The 16,829-nt window shown below is 40.7% G+C and carries 16 protein-coding genes; 7 read left to right on the top strand and 9 right to left on the bottom strand.

Annotated features, from left to right (window positions below; translation table 11 throughout):
- The first annotated feature begins 23 nt into the window (after positions 1-23).
- Positions 24-491 (top strand): MaoC family dehydratase, encoded by a 468-nt coding sequence (locus NK987_RS15100; RefSeq protein WP_258422311.1) that lies wholly within the window; start codon positions 24-26, stop codon positions 489-491.
- Between the two features lie 19 nt (positions 492-510).
- On the opposite strand, the gene NK987_RS15095 is transcribed toward NK987_RS15100, so the two are convergent.
- Genes NK987_RS15095 through NK987_RS15085 form a run of 3 tightly spaced genes read right to left on the bottom strand, consistent with a single transcriptional unit; the run spans position 511 to position 3,036 of the window.
- Entirely contained in the window at positions 511-1,236 is a 726-nt protein-coding gene (locus NK987_RS15095) for a tRNA threonylcarbamoyladenosine dehydratase (RefSeq protein WP_259264519.1), read from the bottom strand.
- Positions 1,233-1,907, bottom strand: a complete 675-nt coding sequence (locus tag NK987_RS15090; RefSeq protein ID WP_259264518.1) for a TatD family hydrolase — start codon at positions 1,905-1,907, stop codon at positions 1,233-1,235. The genes NK987_RS15095 and NK987_RS15090 overlap by 4 nt, the downstream gene beginning before the upstream one ends.
- Positions 1,900-3,036 carry an amidohydrolase gene (locus tag NK987_RS15085; protein WP_259264517.1) on the bottom strand — a complete coding sequence of 379 codons (1,137 nt, stop codon included), beginning with the start codon at positions 3,034-3,036 and terminating at the stop codon, positions 1,900-1,902. Before NK987_RS15085 ends, NK987_RS15090 begins: the two co-directional genes overlap by 8 nt.
- Positions 3,037-3,208: 172 nt before the next feature.
- Here NK987_RS15085 and NK987_RS15080 point away from each other — a divergent pair, with 172 nt between their 5' ends.
- Positions 3,209-3,385 (top strand): hypothetical protein, encoded by a 177-nt coding sequence (locus NK987_RS15080; protein WP_259264516.1) that lies wholly within the window; start codon positions 3,209-3,211, stop codon positions 3,383-3,385.
- Between the two features lie 183 nt (positions 3,386-3,568).
- Here the strand turns inward: NK987_RS15080 and NK987_RS15075 are convergent, their stop codons facing one another.
- From NK987_RS15075 to NK987_RS15055, 5 genes are all read right to left on the bottom strand, one after another.
- Positions 3,569-4,633 (bottom strand): hypothetical protein, encoded by a 1,065-nt coding sequence (locus NK987_RS15075; RefSeq protein WP_259264515.1) that lies wholly within the window; start codon positions 4,631-4,633, stop codon positions 3,569-3,571.
- 52 nt (positions 4,634-4,685) lie between these two features.
- Entirely contained in the window at positions 4,686-5,603 is a 918-nt protein-coding gene (locus tag NK987_RS15070; protein ID WP_258422316.1) for a helix-turn-helix domain-containing protein, read from the bottom strand.
- Positions 5,604-6,092, bottom strand: a complete 489-nt coding sequence (locus tag NK987_RS15065) for a hypothetical protein (RefSeq protein ID WP_259264514.1) — start codon at positions 6,090-6,092, stop codon at positions 5,604-5,606.
- Positions 6,093-6,147: 55 nt separating this feature from the next.
- Positions 6,148-6,324, bottom strand: coding sequence for an alpha/beta hydrolase family protein (locus tag NK987_RS15060; protein WP_259264702.1), 177 nt, complete (start codon positions 6,322-6,324; stop codon positions 6,148-6,150).
- 209 nt (positions 6,325-6,533) lie between these two features.
- Entirely contained in the window at positions 6,534-6,836 is a 303-nt protein-coding gene (locus NK987_RS15055; protein WP_259264513.1) for a hypothetical protein, read from the bottom strand.
- A gap of 44 nt (positions 6,837-6,880) precedes the next feature.
- On the opposite strand from NK987_RS15055, the gene NK987_RS15050 reads away from it, so the two are divergent.
- The 5 genes from NK987_RS15050 (at position 6,881) to NK987_RS15030 (ending at position 14,347) form a co-directional block, all read left to right on the top strand.
- Positions 6,881-7,543: a pseudouridine synthase gene (locus tag NK987_RS15050; RefSeq protein WP_259264512.1), complete on the top strand. Its 663-nt coding sequence runs from the start codon at positions 6,881-6,883 to the stop codon at positions 7,541-7,543.
- Positions 7,544-7,800: 257 nt separating this feature from the next.
- Positions 7,801-8,772 carry an AAA family ATPase gene (locus NK987_RS15045; protein WP_259264511.1) on the top strand — a complete coding sequence of 324 codons (972 nt, stop codon included), beginning with the start codon at positions 7,801-7,803 and terminating at the stop codon, positions 8,770-8,772.
- 186 nt (positions 8,773-8,958) lie between these two features.
- A complete protein-coding gene (locus NK987_RS15040) occupies positions 8,959-10,494 on the top strand; it encodes an autotransporter outer membrane beta-barrel domain-containing protein (RefSeq protein WP_259264510.1) in 1,536 nt (511 codons plus the stop codon).
- Positions 10,495-10,603: 109 nt separating this feature from the next.
- Positions 10,604-13,483: a TonB-dependent receptor gene (locus tag NK987_RS15035; RefSeq protein WP_258422323.1), complete on the top strand. Its 2,880-nt coding sequence runs from the start codon at positions 10,604-10,606 to the stop codon at positions 13,481-13,483.
- Positions 13,484-13,591: 108 nt separating this feature from the next.
- Positions 13,592-14,347 (top strand): hypothetical protein, encoded by a 756-nt coding sequence (locus NK987_RS15030; RefSeq protein ID WP_258422324.1) that lies wholly within the window; start codon positions 13,592-13,594, stop codon positions 14,345-14,347.
- A 139-nt stretch (positions 14,348-14,486) separates the two neighbouring features.
- Here the strand turns inward: NK987_RS15030 and NK987_RS15025 are convergent, their stop codons facing one another.
- Positions 14,487-16,730: a TonB-dependent receptor gene (locus tag NK987_RS15025; RefSeq protein WP_259264509.1), complete on the bottom strand. Its 2,244-nt coding sequence runs from the start codon at positions 16,728-16,730 to the stop codon at positions 14,487-14,489.
- Between the last annotated feature and the right edge of the window lie 99 nt (positions 16,731-16,829).

The following is a 16,829-nucleotide window of genomic DNA, read 5'->3' as shown; positions in this document are numbered from 1 at the left end:
ATTTTTAAAAACAACAATCTATTATGGCCAAAATCACAATTGGGAGTTTTGAGGATTTCGAAAAGTATATCGGTCAGGATCTTGGAGTCTCTGACTATCATCAAATTACCCAAGAACAGATCAATCAGTTTGCTGTCGCCACCATAGACCATCAGTGGATCCATACCGATCCTGAAAGGGCAAAAAAGGAAGGGGCATTTGGAGATACAATAGCCCATGGATACCTGACGCTTTCCTTGGTTCCTTACCTTTGGGATCAGGTCATCCATGTCAACAACCTCAAGATGATGGTCAATTATGGGATTGAAAGCCTGAGATTTGCGCAGGCTGTATTGGTCAATAATGAAGTAAGACTCAATGCCAACTTGAAAAATGTGGTCAATCTCCGTGGAACTGTCAAAGCAGAAGTCAATGTGAAATTGGAAATCAAGGACCAAAAGAAACCTGCATTTACAGGCGTATTGGTGTTTTTATACCATTTTGAATCCTGATTCGGTAAAGAAGAATAGGCTAGCTTTTCAACAAATCGTTGATTACCACCGATGCCGTGACGCATCCAAAAGTTGCCGGCAAAAAAGACATGGTTCCATAGGCGGATTTTTTGAAATTGCTGCCGTCTGTCATCATCAGGCTTTCCTTGATATACAGTTCGGTAGAAAAAACTGCCTTAAAACCTTTGTGGATTTGCTTGGCTTTTAACCGTTTCCTTACCATTTGAGCAAGTTTGCAGCTGTGGGTTTCGGAAATGTCAGCGATCTTCACTTGGGTGGGATCTATTTTGCCCCCTGCACCCATCGAACTTACCAAGGGAAATCCACGGTTTACCGCACCTTCTATCAGGTGCAGTTTTGGTAAAAGGCTGTCGATGCAATCCACTACAAAGTCAAATTCATTTTCTTCCAACAATTGAGTCATTTTTGCAGGCTTCAAAAATTCCTTGATGACATGGATTTTCAGATTGGGGTTGATGCTAAGCAGCCTTTCTTCCATCCATTCTGCTTTGGATTGTCCAAGATTTTTTTGGGTAGCAGGAAGCTGTCTGTTGCAATTGCTGATGTCCACCACGTCCCCGTCGATTATGGTCATCTCACCGATTCCGCCCCGGCAAATCAGTTCTGCAGCAAAGGAACCGACTCCACCAAGCCCTACGATCAAAACATGTTTCTTCGAAAGTTTTTCCAGCCCTTCTCTTCCTGTTATCAGTTCCGTCCGCGACAGCCAAGCAAATTCACTCATGTTATTTTTCTTTTTGAAATCCTGTTCCAATTCTCCTCGACCTGACCGGCAAGCTGCCCGGCGGAGAGGCCCAAAAGTAAAGAAGCTTGCTGATAAATCACTGATATGGGAATGTCCGAATTGTCGGTTTCAAAAAAAATCCGATCTAAAGGACATTTCAAGAGACATTGTTGTGCGTTGGAATCTTGTTTCAAAATGGCTTTGCCAAAAGAAAAGTAGATCGGAAAAGACAATAATTTTTCAGCGATTTGAGGATTTTGGTTGAAACCATGCCAAATGATTGTTGGTGGTTCGGGATGGTTTTTTAAGTATTCCTGAAGCAAATGTGTTCCTTTGATACAGTGTAGGATGATGGGTAATCCGAGTTTTTTTGCCAATTCAGCCTGAGCTGAAAATGCTTCCATCTGAAGTTTTGGACCAGGTCCTTTGATCAAATCAAAACCGCATTCGCCAATGGCTACCAAGTTTGGGTTTGCTTTTGCTGACTCGATTTTCTCAAACTCCTTTTCCCAATTTTCATTCAAATACCAAGGATGGATTCCCCATGAAAAACACTGATCCGGAATGCCGTCGTCAGGAAGGGTATTGAAAATGCTGAAGACATTACCTTTTTGATGGGTATGAAAATCAGGAAAGTGAACCAAATCGGATTGGAAATTTTGGTTAATCATGGAGCGTTTTGGCAATTTCTGCAAACATGACGACACCAGTCTTTATCAACTCATCGGGAAAATCAAAATTGGGTTCATGGAGCTGCGGATGGTCCAATCCCGACCCAAGACCAAACAACAAGGTTTTGGTATGGGAAGAAAAAAGGCCAAAATCTTCTGACCATCTGAACGGTTTTTCGACATGGCGGATATCCAAATTCAATTTTTTGGCAGCATCCAAACCAATTTTCCATGCTTCGGGATTATTGTGTGTCGCCGCGAAACTTTCTACATAATCAAAAGAAACTCCCAATCCATATTCGTCGGCAATTTGTATAGCCAATTGTTCGGCATAGGAAACCAAAAGGTCCCGGGTTTCATTTTCAAATGCCCGTAAGGTCGCCCTGACCACGGCGGTACCGGGAGTGGTCCCAAAGGCAATACTTCCCAACTCCGCATGGATGACGGTGACTAGGGAAAATTTTTCTATTCCTTGGGGAAGTTTTTCCAATGCTACAATGGTTTTGGCCATGGCTTCTGCCGGACTGTTTCCCGCTTCGGGATGGGCAGAATGCGAGTTTCTGCCTTTGAAATGAATACTCATCCCCACAGATGCCGCGGCAAAAGGGCCTTGCTTGATCAAAATCTGATGAAGAGGATATCCGGGTAGATTATGCAGGGCAAAGGCAAAATCCGGTTGTATTTCAGTGAATTTGGGGTCTTTGATCACTGCTTCCGCTCCTTCACCAGTTTCTTCGGCAGGTTGGAAAAGTAGGACTATACGTCCCTTTTTGGGTTTATTTATAGAAAAGTAAGTACCCAAACCACTCAAAATCGCCATGTGTCCGTCATGTCCGCAGACATGGGATTTGTTTGGAATAGTACTTAAGTGGGACAAGGAGTTTTCTTCTTTGATCGGAAGCCCGTCAAGTTCACATCTGAATAAGGTTGTTGGTCCGGGTTCTTTTCCTTCAAAAACAAATGCCAAACCTGATCCTCCAAGTCCTGTGATGGTTTTGTCAGGATCCAATCCGGAGAAAAAGTCTTGTACTCTTTTTGCTGTTTCGGTTTCTTCACCGGAAAGTTCGGGGAATCGGTGGAGGGTTTTTCTGAATTCAGCAAGTTTTTGGAAGATGTCGAGGTCGAGCATGATATTTGGTATTTTCAGAAATTTAGCGGATTGAAAACCCAAAGCCAACCTATTTTACATGGAATCCAAGAAACATAGAACAGAAAAAATTATTGGAAAGGCATTCATGTATTTACAAAAAATAAAGAACTTTTTTATATTGGATGCTGTAACCACTTAAATCCATTTGAAAATGACAACTGAACAAAAATCTGCCATCGAACAGGAAATCGACAACCTGAAAGGCACCTTGACCGGCAACATGTTCCAAGACATGGAAACCCGTGACCAAATCCATAACCTCGAAATGCAACTCAAAGGCGTGAAGCCAATGGACAGTCATTTTGATTGCATAGGTTGCGGAAGCTGATATTATTCAAGATTTAGATTGATAGGGTTTTTCTGTTAATAGAAAGTAGACAGAAAAACCCTTTTTAATTTTATCAAAAACTATCCCTAAATATTGATTTCGAAGATTCATATTTCCGAATTCAGTTACTCGCTTAATAGAACATAACACTTGTAGCGCCACCTTCGGATGAGTCGTTCGCATTTAGAAGCCTAAGTCTTTAAAAAATTGAATACGATTTGGTATTCCATCCTGTATTCTTTGAACTGTGGTGGATGAATTTCGATTCGAATTTTTAACAATTAAATAGGCCCCGTAAGACTCGGCTAGATCTTCTGTTTCAGCGAAATCTCTCGCATATTCCGAAATAAATGCGATATCGGACTTCTGAGCTTGATTCCACTCCCTCGATCCTAGGTACAATGGGTCAATAGACGCATGGACCGCTTCATGGGCCATGACTTCTTCAAGTGTGCCTATAGGAGTATAATCCTTTTCAGCCCTGCCCGTATGGGCAACAATCATACCTACCGGGCCGGTAAAATTGGCATCACCTGGATGAATAAAAACCGATTCAATTCCTCCAATCAAAACGGGGTCAAGTTTTCCCAAAATATCTGCATAAAGCTTTGCTTGACGCTCAGCTTCAGAAAGAGGGGAGATTTGGGTGTTGACAACCATTTCGATCTGTGTCCCATTCGTATAAATAGCCTGGAAGATGTGCACATTAGCTTGTGCGTTGTTCGGGAAGCGGTTGTCCGGGACTGTTCTTGACTCTGTCGTTATGAAATTTACAGTTTGAAGGATGCTGGGATCTGCGGGGGTGATTGTATTCGGGCCAAGAAAAACAGAACCATCTCTAAATAAGAAAGGGCCTTCAGGATCATGGCGCGACACCTCAATAATCACTAGTTGCGTGTCTGAAGCTAAAGAAGGGTCTTTGACGGTTACATCGATGAAATAAAAATTATCTCCGTCTACACTAGCCGGAGCATCGACATCAGGCGCAACCCGAAACGTTAGTTCACCGGTAGATGCATCTAGGGCGAAAGAGGCAGCATCTGGTCCTGAAATAGAGTACAAAAGTTTATCTCCGTCTGGATCAGATCCGATGATCGTATAAACGATCCCCGTCCTTGTTTGAGGAAACACCGCTTCACTAGCAGAAATGAGTATTGGTGCACCGTTTGGTTCATTCATTTCACTACCACATCCTAAAGAGGCCATTAAGGCTACATACCCGATCAAAAGGAGAACTTTATTTTTCATTGGTTTTTAGGTTTGATTTATGATTATTAAAAATTGTCCATGGTTATTTCACTTAATTCAAATTTCTGAATACACTTGGACTGACTCCCATTTTTTTCTTAAACAGATTACTAAAGTAATTCGGGTATTCAAATCCTAAGGAATGGGCAATTTCTTTCACGGAGTCATTACTTCCTAAGAGGCGATCTTTGGCGATTTCCAATAGGTGGTAGTGAATGTGTTCTTGCGTGGACTTTCCTGTTTCTTTACGAAGTAAATCACTCAAATAGTTGGGAGAGAGGTTCACATGTTCAGCGCATTGCAAAGCTGTTGGAAGTCCTTTTTCTATAAGTGAAGAGGAAGCAAAATAGTTAGATAAAAATTTATCAATGGCTCGAAGTATCGTGCAATTCTCATTTTCACGGGTAACGAATTGTCTATCGTAATACCGGCTGCAATGATTTAGTAATAAATCGATAGCAGACACAAATACATTTTTTGTGTGCTTGTCTATTGGCCGATTGAGTTCTGTTCGAATAGAATTTATAATGATGGAAAGGCCCTCCTTTTCATCCTCAGATAAGTGTAATGCTTCATTCACTTCGTATCTAAAAAAGGTGTATGTAGCTATTTTGGATGCTAGCGGAGTGCCAAGAATCAAATCCGAATGAAAGATTAAGCCCCAGCTATAACGGGAATCTTCAAAAACTGCATTTTTCAATGTGACTACTTGATCTGGATAGGTAAAGAACAAGCTACCTTCCTGAAAGTCAACTTGTTTTCTTCCATAGATCAAAGTACCTTCTTTCAGGTGCTTTAGTGTAATGGAGTAAAATGAAGAAGATATTTTGGTTCCGTCACTTTGAGGGGGTTGTTTTTGGTCGTTTAATATGGATAAATCAACAACGCTTATCAAAGGATGTTTTGGTGGTGGAATCTGCAAGAGACTGTGAAATTGACTTATGCTTTCAATTTTAAAAACATCGTTCATCTAATTAATTGTTGAGAGTTGTTCAAAATAAGCACTAATTGATTGCTTTGATATGCTTTCTATGATCATATTTCCAACCAGAAAAACGACTAAAGCAAAAAGTATCCCGTTCAAAAACGGCTTATCAAACAGGAGGTTTGTAACTAAAGCTGCAATGATTAAGACTGCAAAAACAAACTGAATTACAGGAAAGTTTTTTACTACTTTTTGCATGCGCTCTTTTTCAACTTGATTAAACTCATTGGCATTGGCTTGATAAATTGACGTTTGGCTTTTTAACAGTTTATCTTCTGTCAACTTGTAACTGTAACCCCCGATTAACGAAAAAAAGCCAAACACCAAGAGACCAATTTTTAATCCATAAAAAAGTGAGTCTGTAGTGGAAAAATGCATGAGTATGGCTACCAAAACCATAATCAAACCAAGCGCCAACATGTAGTTGCCGATGGTTTTTTGTGCGCTGATGTAAATTTCAAGTTGTTCTAGCATAGATTTTCTTTATGATTTTGGAATCCTTCTTTCGACTTCCTTTCTCTAGGATTGATTAAACATAGGAATAGACACCCGATTGGGTCTTGGCAGCCATTCCTCCTCCTGCATTTTCCCTCACAACTATTATTTTGATTATAACGAAACCTAATTTTTCGGCATTTTGTTCTGTCCAAACTAAACCGGCAAACCAGACTTTCATGCCTTCCGGATATTTGTACTCAGGGGCCAGTATGTACCATCCTTATACTACGGTACATTTTAAACTTTCTTAAAATAAAATTCTGTTTGGATTAGAATAAAACACCTACTCAAATCTCGGATAAACATGCATTTTTCTCGGATTTTATATAGAAAAATGTGAGTTGATATGGGTTTCAATTACAGCTAACTCAATGATTCTAAGCAAAAAATAAGTCCTTTAATGAAAATCACAACTTTTCAAAGCCCATAAAATATATATAATACTAAATTTCTCCAAAAGTCAATTTTGCTTTGTTTGTCCAGATAATCACATAATCCATGTTTTTCCCGGATCTGATCCATTACCAAATTCTGCGATGAGGTTTTCCCTTCCAAAATTTCTTTTTCAGCAATATCCAGCATTTGGTTGATATAAGTCAATTCACCCTCATCAGCGTTTTTTTCGATGTCATAATCCTTGCTTTCAAAAAAGTAAGTAAGAATTTTATCCTGTTCATTGCTTTTGATTTTTACCAAATGGATTTCATAATTGTATGTCAAACAGGAATGGATTTCATTAATACTCGTAATTTGCCAATAATTTTATGCCTAACAACAGATACTTCGTCCTGTACAAACCCTTTGGAATCCTAAGTCAATTCAGCGGTGAGGAGGATACGCTTAAGTTTGTATCAGACTTTCCTCCCAAAGTTTACCCTGTCGGTCGCTTGGACAAAGACAGTGAAGGATTGCTTTTGATCACGGATGACAAATCTCTAAACCACCACCTGCTTGACCCAAAATTTGGACACCTCCGGTCATACCTTGCCCAAGTGGAGGGATTACCGACCGAGGAAGCCATTTCCCAACTTCAATCCGGAACAGAAATCAATGTGGATGGGAAGTTGTATCGTACCAAAAAAGCCTTTGCAAAAATCCTTTCTGAAGCACCTGATCTTCCTGAAAGAAATCCGCCAATCAGATACCGTAAGTCCGTGCCCGATACTTGGATTCAACTTACACTGACAGAAGGAAAAAACAGACAAGTCCGCAAGATGACGGCCGCCGTTGGATATCCGACGCTAAGGCTTGTCAGGTGGTCAATGGAAAAACTGACTATTTCAGGTTTTGCTGTCGGAGAGGTCAGGGAATATGAAAAAGAAGAAATCTACAGACTTCTGAATATACAGATCAAGACCTTTGTAAAGGACCAAAATAAAAGCTCTGGCAAAACTTTTTCCCAAGCATCCGTAAAAAGGAGGAAGTAACAAAAGACCCATTTTACCATTTATCAATAAGTAAAAAGCATAAATTGGGATAAAGGGTATTTTGTTATAATTTAGCCCGATTATTAGACACAAGACATGAGACAAAAGACGCAAGACTGATTCTCCTTAGTTTTGGGATTTGCCTGAAAATTAAGGCTATAGGAGATGAATATTTCAATTTATTTCTACTTTAATTCAAAAGGTTTCTAATTACCAACTAACTATTAACCAAATACCATTAACATAATTACCAAAAAATGCATCAGCAGAAGATACAACAAGTTATAGATGAAGTAAGAAAAGTAGTGGTTGGACAGGACCGTATGGTCAACAGGCTTTTGATCGGACTATTTACCAATGGACATATTCTCTTGGAAGGTGTGCCGGGATTGGCCAAAACCCTTACCGTAAATACCTTGGCCAAGGTGCTTCACCTTGATTTCAAAAGGATTCAGTTTACACCGGATTTATTGCCCTCTGATTTGGTTGGAACGATGATTTATAACCAGCAGGAGGCAAGTTTTCAGGTAAAAAAAGGGCCGATTTTCTCCAATATCATTTTGGCTGATGAGGTCAACCGATCTCCTGCCAAAGTTCAATCCGCACTTTTAGAAGCCATGCAGGAAAAGCAGGTGACCATCGGTGAGACGACTTATCAGTTGGACAGACCTTTTTTGGTGCTTGCCACCCAAAACCCTGTAGATCAAGAAGGAACTTATCCGCTACCAGAAGCACAGGTGGACAGGTTTATGATGAAAGTGCACATCGATTATCCTTCCAAAGCGGATGAGATGGAAGTCATGCGACGCATGGCCAACATGCACTTCGTTTCGGAAGTGAATGCAATACTTTCCAAAGAAGATATTTTTGCCATTCGTGCCCAGATCAACGAAGTAAAAATCGCTGAACCTTTAGAGAACTATATCATTGAATTGGTATTTGCGACAAGATTCCCTGAAAAATACGGTTTGAAAGATGAAGCCAAATATATTCAGTTCGGTGTTTCGCCAAGGGCAAGTATCAATCTCAACCTTGCTTCTAGGGCGATGGCTTTTATGGAAGGGAGGGATTATGTCCTTCCGGAAGACATCAAAGCAATCGCAGAAGATGTACTCAATCACAGGATTATCCTCAATTATGAGGCAGAAGCAGACAACGTCAGCACCCGTGACCTAGTTAAGATTTTCTTGGAAAAGATTCCAATTAACAAATCCGTAACATTGAAATAGCTTCTATTGTCAATAGAACCAAATCCCCGGGAGACTGGGGATTTTTTTTGTTTTCAAGGTTAATGGAATATTAAATTCTGTTTCATTTTTTAAAAAAAGGGTAACTGCAAAAATTGCCCCGGCTACTTTTTTTGAGTCAGTTTTGCATCATCAAAAACTGAAAACCTAAACTAAATTATAATTCACATGAAAAAAATCACTTCACTCTTCTTGATGATGTTGACTGCAGCGGTAGTCTTCACCAGCTGTAAAGAGGACGAGAAACCAAACAATCCGGTAACTATTTCCGGAATTCCGGCTACGGCTTCGATTGAAGCAGGTGGTACGGTTGGACCTGTAACTGCAACTGTTTCTGCACCTGATGGTCTTGCTTCTTTTAGTATTAAGAAAGACGGTGCTACAATCGCAACTGTTCCTTTTGCAGGAGAGACTAGCGCAACTCAGGAATTTTCTTACACTGCCACTGCAGCGGATGCAGGCAAAAATTTAGTATTTGAATTTACTGCAACTGATAAAGATGGTTCTTCAGCTACTGTTACACATGTATTGACAGTAGGCGCGGAAGCCACTACCATTAGAGTAACAGGAAATATAACAGGAACTGTAAACTGGACTGCAGACAAGACCTACATTTTAGGTGGAAGAATTACTGTCGTCAGTGGTGGTATCCTAAACATTGCTGCCGGAACTGTTATTAAAGGTGAAGCAGGTTCAGGTGCTAACGCTACCGCTCTTGTAGTTGCAAGAGGCGGAAAAATCAACGCAAACGGAACAGCTGCAAGTCCTATTATTTTCACATCTGTTGCAGATGAAATTATTTCAGGTGAAATTGCTAGCCCTAACTTGGATCCAAATATTAACGGTCTTTGGGGTGGTGTTCTTATTTTAGGCAGAGCTCCAGGTTCTTTTGCAGGCAATGTGACCGAAGTACAGATTGAAGGTATTCCACCATCAGATACCAATGGACTTTATGGAGGAAATCTTCCTGCTGATGATTCAGGTGTATTCAAATATGTCTCTATCAGACATGGTGGTGCCAATATCGGAGAAGGAAACGAAATCAACGGTTTGACACTTGGTGCAGTTGGTTCGGCTACGGTAATTGAAAATGTTGAAGTAGTAGGTAACCAAGATGATGGTATCGAGTGGTTTGGTGGTACTGTTAATGTGAAAAATGCAGTAGTTTGGAATGCAGGTGATGATGCCATCGACACAGATCAAGCTTGGGCTGGAGAATTAGATAATTTTATTGTGGTGTGTGGTTCTGAAACAGACCATGCACTTGAAATAGATGGTCCTGAAGGTTCATTGAATGCAGCACATACTGTAAAGAATGGAACTGTGGTTGGAAGTTCTGTAGCAGAGCTTGGTGATTTCAGAGCAGGTGCTAGAGGTACTTTTGAAAACATTTATTTCTTCAACTTCCCTAACCCGGCTACTAGTGGCGGAAGAGGTGATCTATCCTTAAGTGGTGAAGTGGATGCAAACGGAAATCCAATCGGAAATAAATCTTTAGACAATTTCACGAATGGAATCTTAGTCTTCAATATGCTAGAAGTGACTTCTCCTGCAGGCGTCGCTTTGACATCAATATTCAGAAACGGTACCCATGTTCATGCTACTGATGTCGCACTTCATGCCAATACAATCGGCGCTACAAAATCAGCATTTGCTGGCTGGTCTTGGGCTGCTGCATCAGGAAACCTTGATGCCTTGAAATAATTGAAAAATATTACCACAGAAAGAGGCTGTAATGCAACAGCCTCTTTCTTGTTTTTTTGACTCAAAAGAGTAATTGAAATTTAGAACGCTGTACAAAAAAAATAATATTATGAAAAAATTGATCTTGTTGCTATTGACGACGATCATCACTTTATCCCCTTTGTTTTCCCATGCACAAAAAGGAACCATCAGAGGGACAATATTTGACGAAGGAACCGGAGAGCCTTTATTTGGTGTCTCTGTTTTGGTCGAAGGACTTCAAATAGGTGCTGTTACCGATTTTGATGGAGATTTTGAAATACTTGTTGACCCGGGGACTTACAGTCTCAAATTATCTTTCATTTCATACAATACAATTCAAATTGGTGGAGTAGTGGTGACTGAGGGAGAAACAACGGTATTGGAAAACATTAAAATGGCAGAATTTACTTCTGACCTTGAGACTGTCACCATTTCAGCAGAAGCGATCCGTACTACCGAAGCCGCTTTGATGTCAGTGAAGAGAAATGCTGCCAACCTGATGGATGGAATTTCAAGAGCATCCTTTAGACAAATAGGCGACGGCGATGCAGCAGCTGCCATCAAAAGGGTTACGGGAGTTTCCATTGAAGGCGGAAAGTATGTTTATATCCGTGGTTTGGGAGATCGCTATACCAAAACCGTTTTGAACGGGGTACAGGTACCTGGTTTGGATCCTGACAGAAATACCATTCAGATGGATATTTTCCCTACCAATGTGATTGACAATATTATTGTCTCCAAATCATTTACAGCCGAATTGCCTGCAGATTTTACAGGTGGTGTTGTAGATATTGAGACAGTTGACTTTCCTGAAGAAAAAACCATGGTCTTGAGCGTAACCGGTGGTTACAATCCTTCCATGCACTTTAATAAAAACTACCTCGCAATCGAAGGTGGAAAAACAGATTGGTTGGGTTTTGATGACGGAACAAGAACCATTCCTACTCAAGGCATTGATGACATTCCACAGTTTGCTGAAGTTGTGGGTAATCCAAGTTCGCCAAGAGGTCAGCAGTTTCAGCAGATATTGAGAAACTTCAATCCGGTATTGGGCGGAACACGCCAAAACAGTCCGATGGATTTTGGAATGGGTTATTCGATCGGCGATCAGTTTAAAATTAAGAATAAGAGATTTGGGTATAATATGGCTTTCACTTACAGAAATGAAACCCAATATTTTACCGATGCGCAATACAACTTATTTGGAAAACCAAGTGATGCCAATAACTTCGAAATGGAGGCCTTGGAACGCTCAAATGGTGACTTTGGAGTCAACAGCGTTTTGCTTGGAGGCGTAGCAGGACTTGCTTACAAGTCTGATAATTCAAAAATCAAATTGAACTTATTGAGACTTCAGAGCGGTGAATCCAAAGTAGGTCAATTCTATTTTGTGAATACCAACCTTGGTGCATTGTTTGAAGCCAATCAATACAATATTGAATACAGCGAAAGGGCTATGACCAACATTTTACTCAATGGAGAGCATTTTTTGAATAGAGGAAAATGGAATCTTGAGTGGAAATTGTCTCCGACAAGATCTTCTATTGAAGATCCGGATGTGAGGATCCTACGATTTAGGATCCCGAACAATAATATCGGAACTGAGGTCGGGCTACCAACACGTATTTGGAGATCTTTGGATGAGGAGTCATTATTCGGCAGCTTGGATTTGAGCAACAATTATAAGTTCAAAGATGCCGTTGCCAAACTTAGGTTTGGGGGGGCTTATGTATACAAGGACCGTGACTTCCTGATTGAAAGTTTCCAATTTCCTACAGGGAGTACCACTTTTACCGGAGATCCAAACAGGGTGATGGATGAGGAAAACCTTTTCTCTTCTACCAACAGAAATGGTCTGAGGTATGATCCAACATTTATCCCAATCAACCCTAATGCATACAACTCAAACCTGAACAGTTATCAGGCTTATATTTCTAATGAATTTACACCTTTCAATAACCTGAAGGCTATCATTGGAGTCAGAATGGAAACATTCAGTCAGTTCTATACCGGTACCAACCAGACGGGAACCATTGTATTTGACAATGAAAAAGTATTGGATGATATCGATTTCTTCCCTACTGTCAATCTGATCAAGTCATTCAAATCTAATCAGAATTTCAGGGCTGCTTTTTCAAGGACTATTGCAAGACCTTCCTTTAAAGAATTGTCTTTTGCTGAAATTCTTGACCCAATTACAGGCAGAACATTCATTGGAGGTCTTTTCCCTGAGACGACAAATGGTGGTACAGAAATCCTTTGGGATGGAAACCTTCAGTCTACCAGGATCAATAACTTTGACCTGAGATGGGAAAAGTTTATGGAAAGAAGTGAATTGCTTTCTGCCAGTGTCTTCTACAAGTCATTTGACAATCCTATCGAAATGGTTCAGTTCTTATCTGACCCCGGTGCATTCCAGCCAAGAAACGTAGGTGACGGACAGGTAATCGGTGTGGAATTGGAGTTGAGAAAATCTTTGGGCTTTGTCTCTAATAAAATCGAAAAGTTCTTTTTCAATACCAACCTAACTTATGTCAAATCCCAGATCGAAATGTCTGAGTCAGAATTCAGATCAAGACAGTTATCAGCAAGAGAAGGAGAGAATGTTTCCAGAACAAGGGATATGGCAGGTCAGGCACCTTATATCATTAACGCAGGTTTTTCTTACAATGACCCGATCATCGGATTGGAAGCAGGTGTGTTTTACAATGTACAGGGACCAACTTTGACTTTTGTCGGTTTCGGTAACAGAACAGATACCTACACAGTCCCTTTCAATTCCCTTAACATCAATATCAACAAAACTTGGGGAAGAGATGAAAGATTACAGACGACTTTCAATGTAGATAACCTTTTGGGTGACAAAAGAGAGGAAGTCTTCAGAATGTACAATGCTGAAGATCAGATATTCTCCAGCATCAACCCAGGCAGAAGGATAGCCTTGAGGTTCAGATACACTATTTGGTAAAAATTTTCATTTCATATCTGAAGCCTCCACTAAAAAAAGTGGAGGCTTTTTTTTGCATTAATGTTATTCAAATGTTAACTTGGCTTAACAATTTGGTAACATTAGAAAATGAAACGATTTCTACTCTTGATTTTGGCCCTTTCAACCTCCTATACGGGGATTGCTTTGTCCAATAATGAAAAGAAAGAATCCTTGATTTCTTCGAATGACTTCATTGCTTTTTGGGATTCCACAAGCACCAAATTTGAAAAACTGAACATCAAACTTCAGAAAGACTTTGACCGCTATGGTGAAAGTGAAAAATTTTTAAAAATGCTTTTTTTCAGAAGTCAGCAATATCTTTTGGATGATTACAATCAATATGCGAGCGTAGAGGAGTTGATTGAAACGGGAGCGTTTGATTGTGTCAGCGGATCTTTTTTGATGGCTGTGTTTTTGGACCGGTATGGTTTTGATTATGATATTATGGAGACTTCCTTTCATGTGTTTCTCACAGTCAATGTGGAAGGCAAAAAAGTCGTGTTGGAATCGACAGATGGCTTTACCGGTTTTATCAATGACAAAAATGAGGTCAAGGCATATTTGACTGATTTTGAAAAGGAATCAAAAAAGAATCCACTTTACCTGAATCCTGAGCAACAACTTGTGCAGAACCTTTTGCAGCCTGCAATCTTTCGGGCTATCAACCTTCAGCAATTAAAAGGATTGGAATTGTTTAACCGTGCTATTTTTTACAATAACCAAAAGGAATATGACATTGCTTTCAAAAAAATCAAAGAAGCAGAGACTTTGTATCCTTCAGAAAGGATATCTGCTTTGAGTAGATTGTTACAAAGTCAGCTTGTAGTCGCCTCAAACCTGTAAAAAATACCCTGTTTACGGTATTTTTTCTTACTATCCCCCTGTGTAAATTTGTTTTAAAGAGAATAGCATTTTTCCACGGTTTTTTTGATATGAATTGAGGGGATAATAAAAATTCATTTTTTATCCCCTTCTTTTTATTTTAATACCTCAAACCAATTTTCATTCCCCCATAAAAATTTATACCAGGAGCGGGTTGGAAATACCTGTTGGCAAATGCGTTCAGGTCATTTCCAAGACTGTATTGTTCATCCAATAAATTGTCTACCCCACCGTAGGCTTCGACATCCCAACGGCTGCCAAGTGTGGTCCTCCAACCTACTCTTCCGCCGATGAGGTTATACGATTCCTGAAAAACCGTATTGGCATCATTCAGCGGAATGGCATCCACATATTGGTGGGTGAAATTAAGATAGAACCCCGGCTTGGTGCGGACATCAAGGATATTGACCAGGGTATTTGGTGCGACTCCTGTAAGTTGATTTCCTGAAAAATCATTGCCGCCGCTTTCATATTCCCCAAAACTGAAATAGTGCCCGGTGAAGGCATGGTTCAACTTGATTTCCTGAAAGAAAGCATTTTGGTTTCGGACCAAAACATAATCTAGGCTTGTCTCAATTCCTTTCTGATCGGTTTGCCCAGCGTTTCTGAAAAGCACAACACCCTGTTCATTGGTGTAAGAGGTGATGGTCTGATCAAGCTGGAAATAGAATGCCGTCACATCTACATTGAATATTCCGAATTTTCCCCTGTAGCCGGCTTCGTAATTGACTCCTCTCTCCGCCTCCAAGTCTAAATTGATACTTCCCTCATTGGTGCGTACTTCGGCAATGGTAGGGGGAGAAAAGCCCGAACTGATACTACCGTGGATTCCGGACCATTGATTGACTTTGTAGACCAAGGCGATTCTCGGGATGACTATAGGATCAAAATTTTTGGTATTGTTGCTTGGATCATTTGGTCCTGCGTCGATGGACCTGTTGATGTCATACCTGCCAAAGTTTTCGCTCAAACCCAAAGTCATGAGTACTTTGGAAGTCCATTCAATTTCAAATTGCTGGAAAATAAAAGCCTGCGTGCTGATCAGGTCATCAGAAAACCTGATCGTATCAGCCTTTCCCTGTCTGTTGCCAAAGTTCTGGGCCAGGGTTTTTCCATATTGGTATTCAGCACCTGCAATGATTTTTACCGGGAAGGATCCCCATTTATCATCAAAGGTGAATTTCGTCCGACCTCCGTAGCTGAATGCCGTTTCCCTTTTGTAATCAAGAATAAATGGATTCTCAAAATCCGTATTGTTCATATACAGTGCGGTGGAATTGTCCCATTTCTTCCCCAATTCGATCTGATGGGAAAGTGTCCCATAGATGGTTTTTTGGGCGATGGAGCTGTTTTGGGCAACAGAACCCGGTCTGGCTTGGGTTCTGTCAGCCTCCACCTGTGCCTGATTCAAGGCTCCGGGAATCTGGTAATTCAGATCTGAATAAAGTATCTGTGCAGAAAGCGTCTGCGTATCAGAAGGCTTGGTATGCATGGCCAATTGGAAAACCTGCCTGTCAGTAGCACTGTGTTGACGGTAGCCATCGGATTTTTGGGAAACATAGGAAGCGCTGATACCACCATTTCCTACTTTCTGATCGATGCCGACTCTATAACGGAGCAAACCAAAATCCCCAATGCCAAAATCTGCGGAAAGGTAATTCTCAGTTACAGTTTTGCGGCTGGACATGCTGATCACACCGCCGTTTCCTGCACCATAGATGCTTCCTGCGGGACCTTTGATGATTTCGGCATTCTGAATATTGGACAGGTCGAGGAGGTTCAGTGCAGTCGTTCCATCCGGAGAGGTAAAAGGAATGTCATTCCAATATACCTTGACATTGCGGACGCCAAACGGCGAACGGAGAGAACTTCCCCTGATAGATATCCTGTAACTTGCCGGCGCCCTTTGCTCCACCCTAATGCCGGGTTTGGTATTGAAGGCACTCAAGATCGAGTTCTCATTGAAACGGTAAAGCTCATTTTCCAAAACCTTGCTGATCGCTCCAGCCTGATGGACGAGTGGTCTTTCCGATTCAAATCCCGTCACAATCACCTCCGAAAGTGACGTAATAACCGGTATCAATTCTAGCGTTAAGGATTCATTTGGTGCAGCTGAGATAGACAGCGTTTCATAGCTGATGTGCAAAAAAGTCAGGATTCCGGGATTATTCAGGTCAATTTCCACCTGACCGTTTTCATCGGTGACCTGATTGGCTTGTCCCTGGATTTTCACCAAAACACCGGATATGGGCGCTTTGCTGTTTTTATCCAAGGTGGTGATTTTGGTTTGGGCAGAGAGAAAAAGCGGGCAAAGCCAAAGGAGAACAGAAATCCAGAGTTTCATTTGATCGGAAAGTTATTGCCGAATTTAATCACAAATGATAAGGAATTGTTTACAGGATTTGATAAGTGGGGAATTTGGAGGGATTTGGAAAAATTTCAA

The sequence above is a fragment of the Aquiflexum gelatinilyticum genome (assembly GCF_024813435.1).
GTDB classification, from domain to species: domain Bacteria; phylum Bacteroidota; class Bacteroidia; order Cytophagales; family Cyclobacteriaceae; genus Cognataquiflexum; species Cognataquiflexum gelatinilyticum.
This window is presented reverse-complemented; position numbering and strand designations above follow the sequence as displayed.

Excerpts from the sequence above, each read along its gene's own strand:
- NK987_RS15070 (WP_258422316.1), bottom strand. The coding sequence starts at position 5,603 with ATGAACGATGTTTTTAAAATTGAAAGCATAAGTCAATTTCACAGTCTC.
- NK987_RS15095 (WP_259264519.1), bottom strand. The coding sequence starts at position 1,236 with ATGAGTGAATTTGCTTGGCTGTCGCGGACGGAACTGATAACAGGAAGA.
- NK987_RS15030 (WP_258422324.1), top strand. The coding sequence starts at position 13,592 with ATGAAACGATTTCTACTCTTGATTTTGGCCCTTTCAACCTCCTATACG.
- NK987_RS15040 (WP_259264510.1), top strand. The coding sequence starts at position 8,959 with ATGAAAAAAATCACTTCACTCTTCTTGATGATGTTGACTGCAGCGGTA.
- NK987_RS15100 (WP_258422311.1), top strand. The coding sequence starts at position 24 with ATGGCCAAAATCACAATTGGGAGTTTTGAGGATTTCGAAAAGTATATC.
- NK987_RS15085 (WP_259264517.1), bottom strand. The coding sequence starts at position 3,036 with ATGCTCGACCTCGACATCTTCCAAAAACTTGCTGAATTCAGAAAAACC.
- NK987_RS15080 (WP_259264516.1), top strand. The coding sequence starts at position 3,209 with ATGACAACTGAACAAAAATCTGCCATCGAACAGGAAATCGACAACCTG.
- NK987_RS15050 (WP_259264512.1), top strand. The coding sequence starts at position 6,881 with ATGCCTAACAACAGATACTTCGTCCTGTACAAACCCTTTGGAATCCTA.
- NK987_RS15090 (WP_259264518.1), bottom strand. The coding sequence starts at position 1,907 with ATGATTAACCAAAATTTCCAATCCGATTTGGTTCACTTTCCTGATTTT.
- NK987_RS15075 (WP_259264515.1), bottom strand. The coding sequence starts at position 4,633 with ATGAAAAATAAAGTTCTCCTTTTGATCGGGTATGTAGCCTTAATGGCC.
- NK987_RS15045 (WP_259264511.1), top strand. The coding sequence starts at position 7,801 with ATGCATCAGCAGAAGATACAACAAGTTATAGATGAAGTAAGAAAAGTA.
- NK987_RS15065 (WP_259264514.1), bottom strand. The coding sequence starts at position 6,092 with ATGCTAGAACAACTTGAAATTTACATCAGCGCACAAAAAACCATCGGC.
- NK987_RS15025 (WP_259264509.1), bottom strand. The coding sequence starts at position 16,730 with ATGAAACTCTGGATTTCTGTTCTCCTTTGGCTTTGCCCGCTTTTTCTC.
- NK987_RS15035 (WP_258422323.1), top strand. The coding sequence starts at position 10,604 with ATGAAAAAATTGATCTTGTTGCTATTGACGACGATCATCACTTTATCC.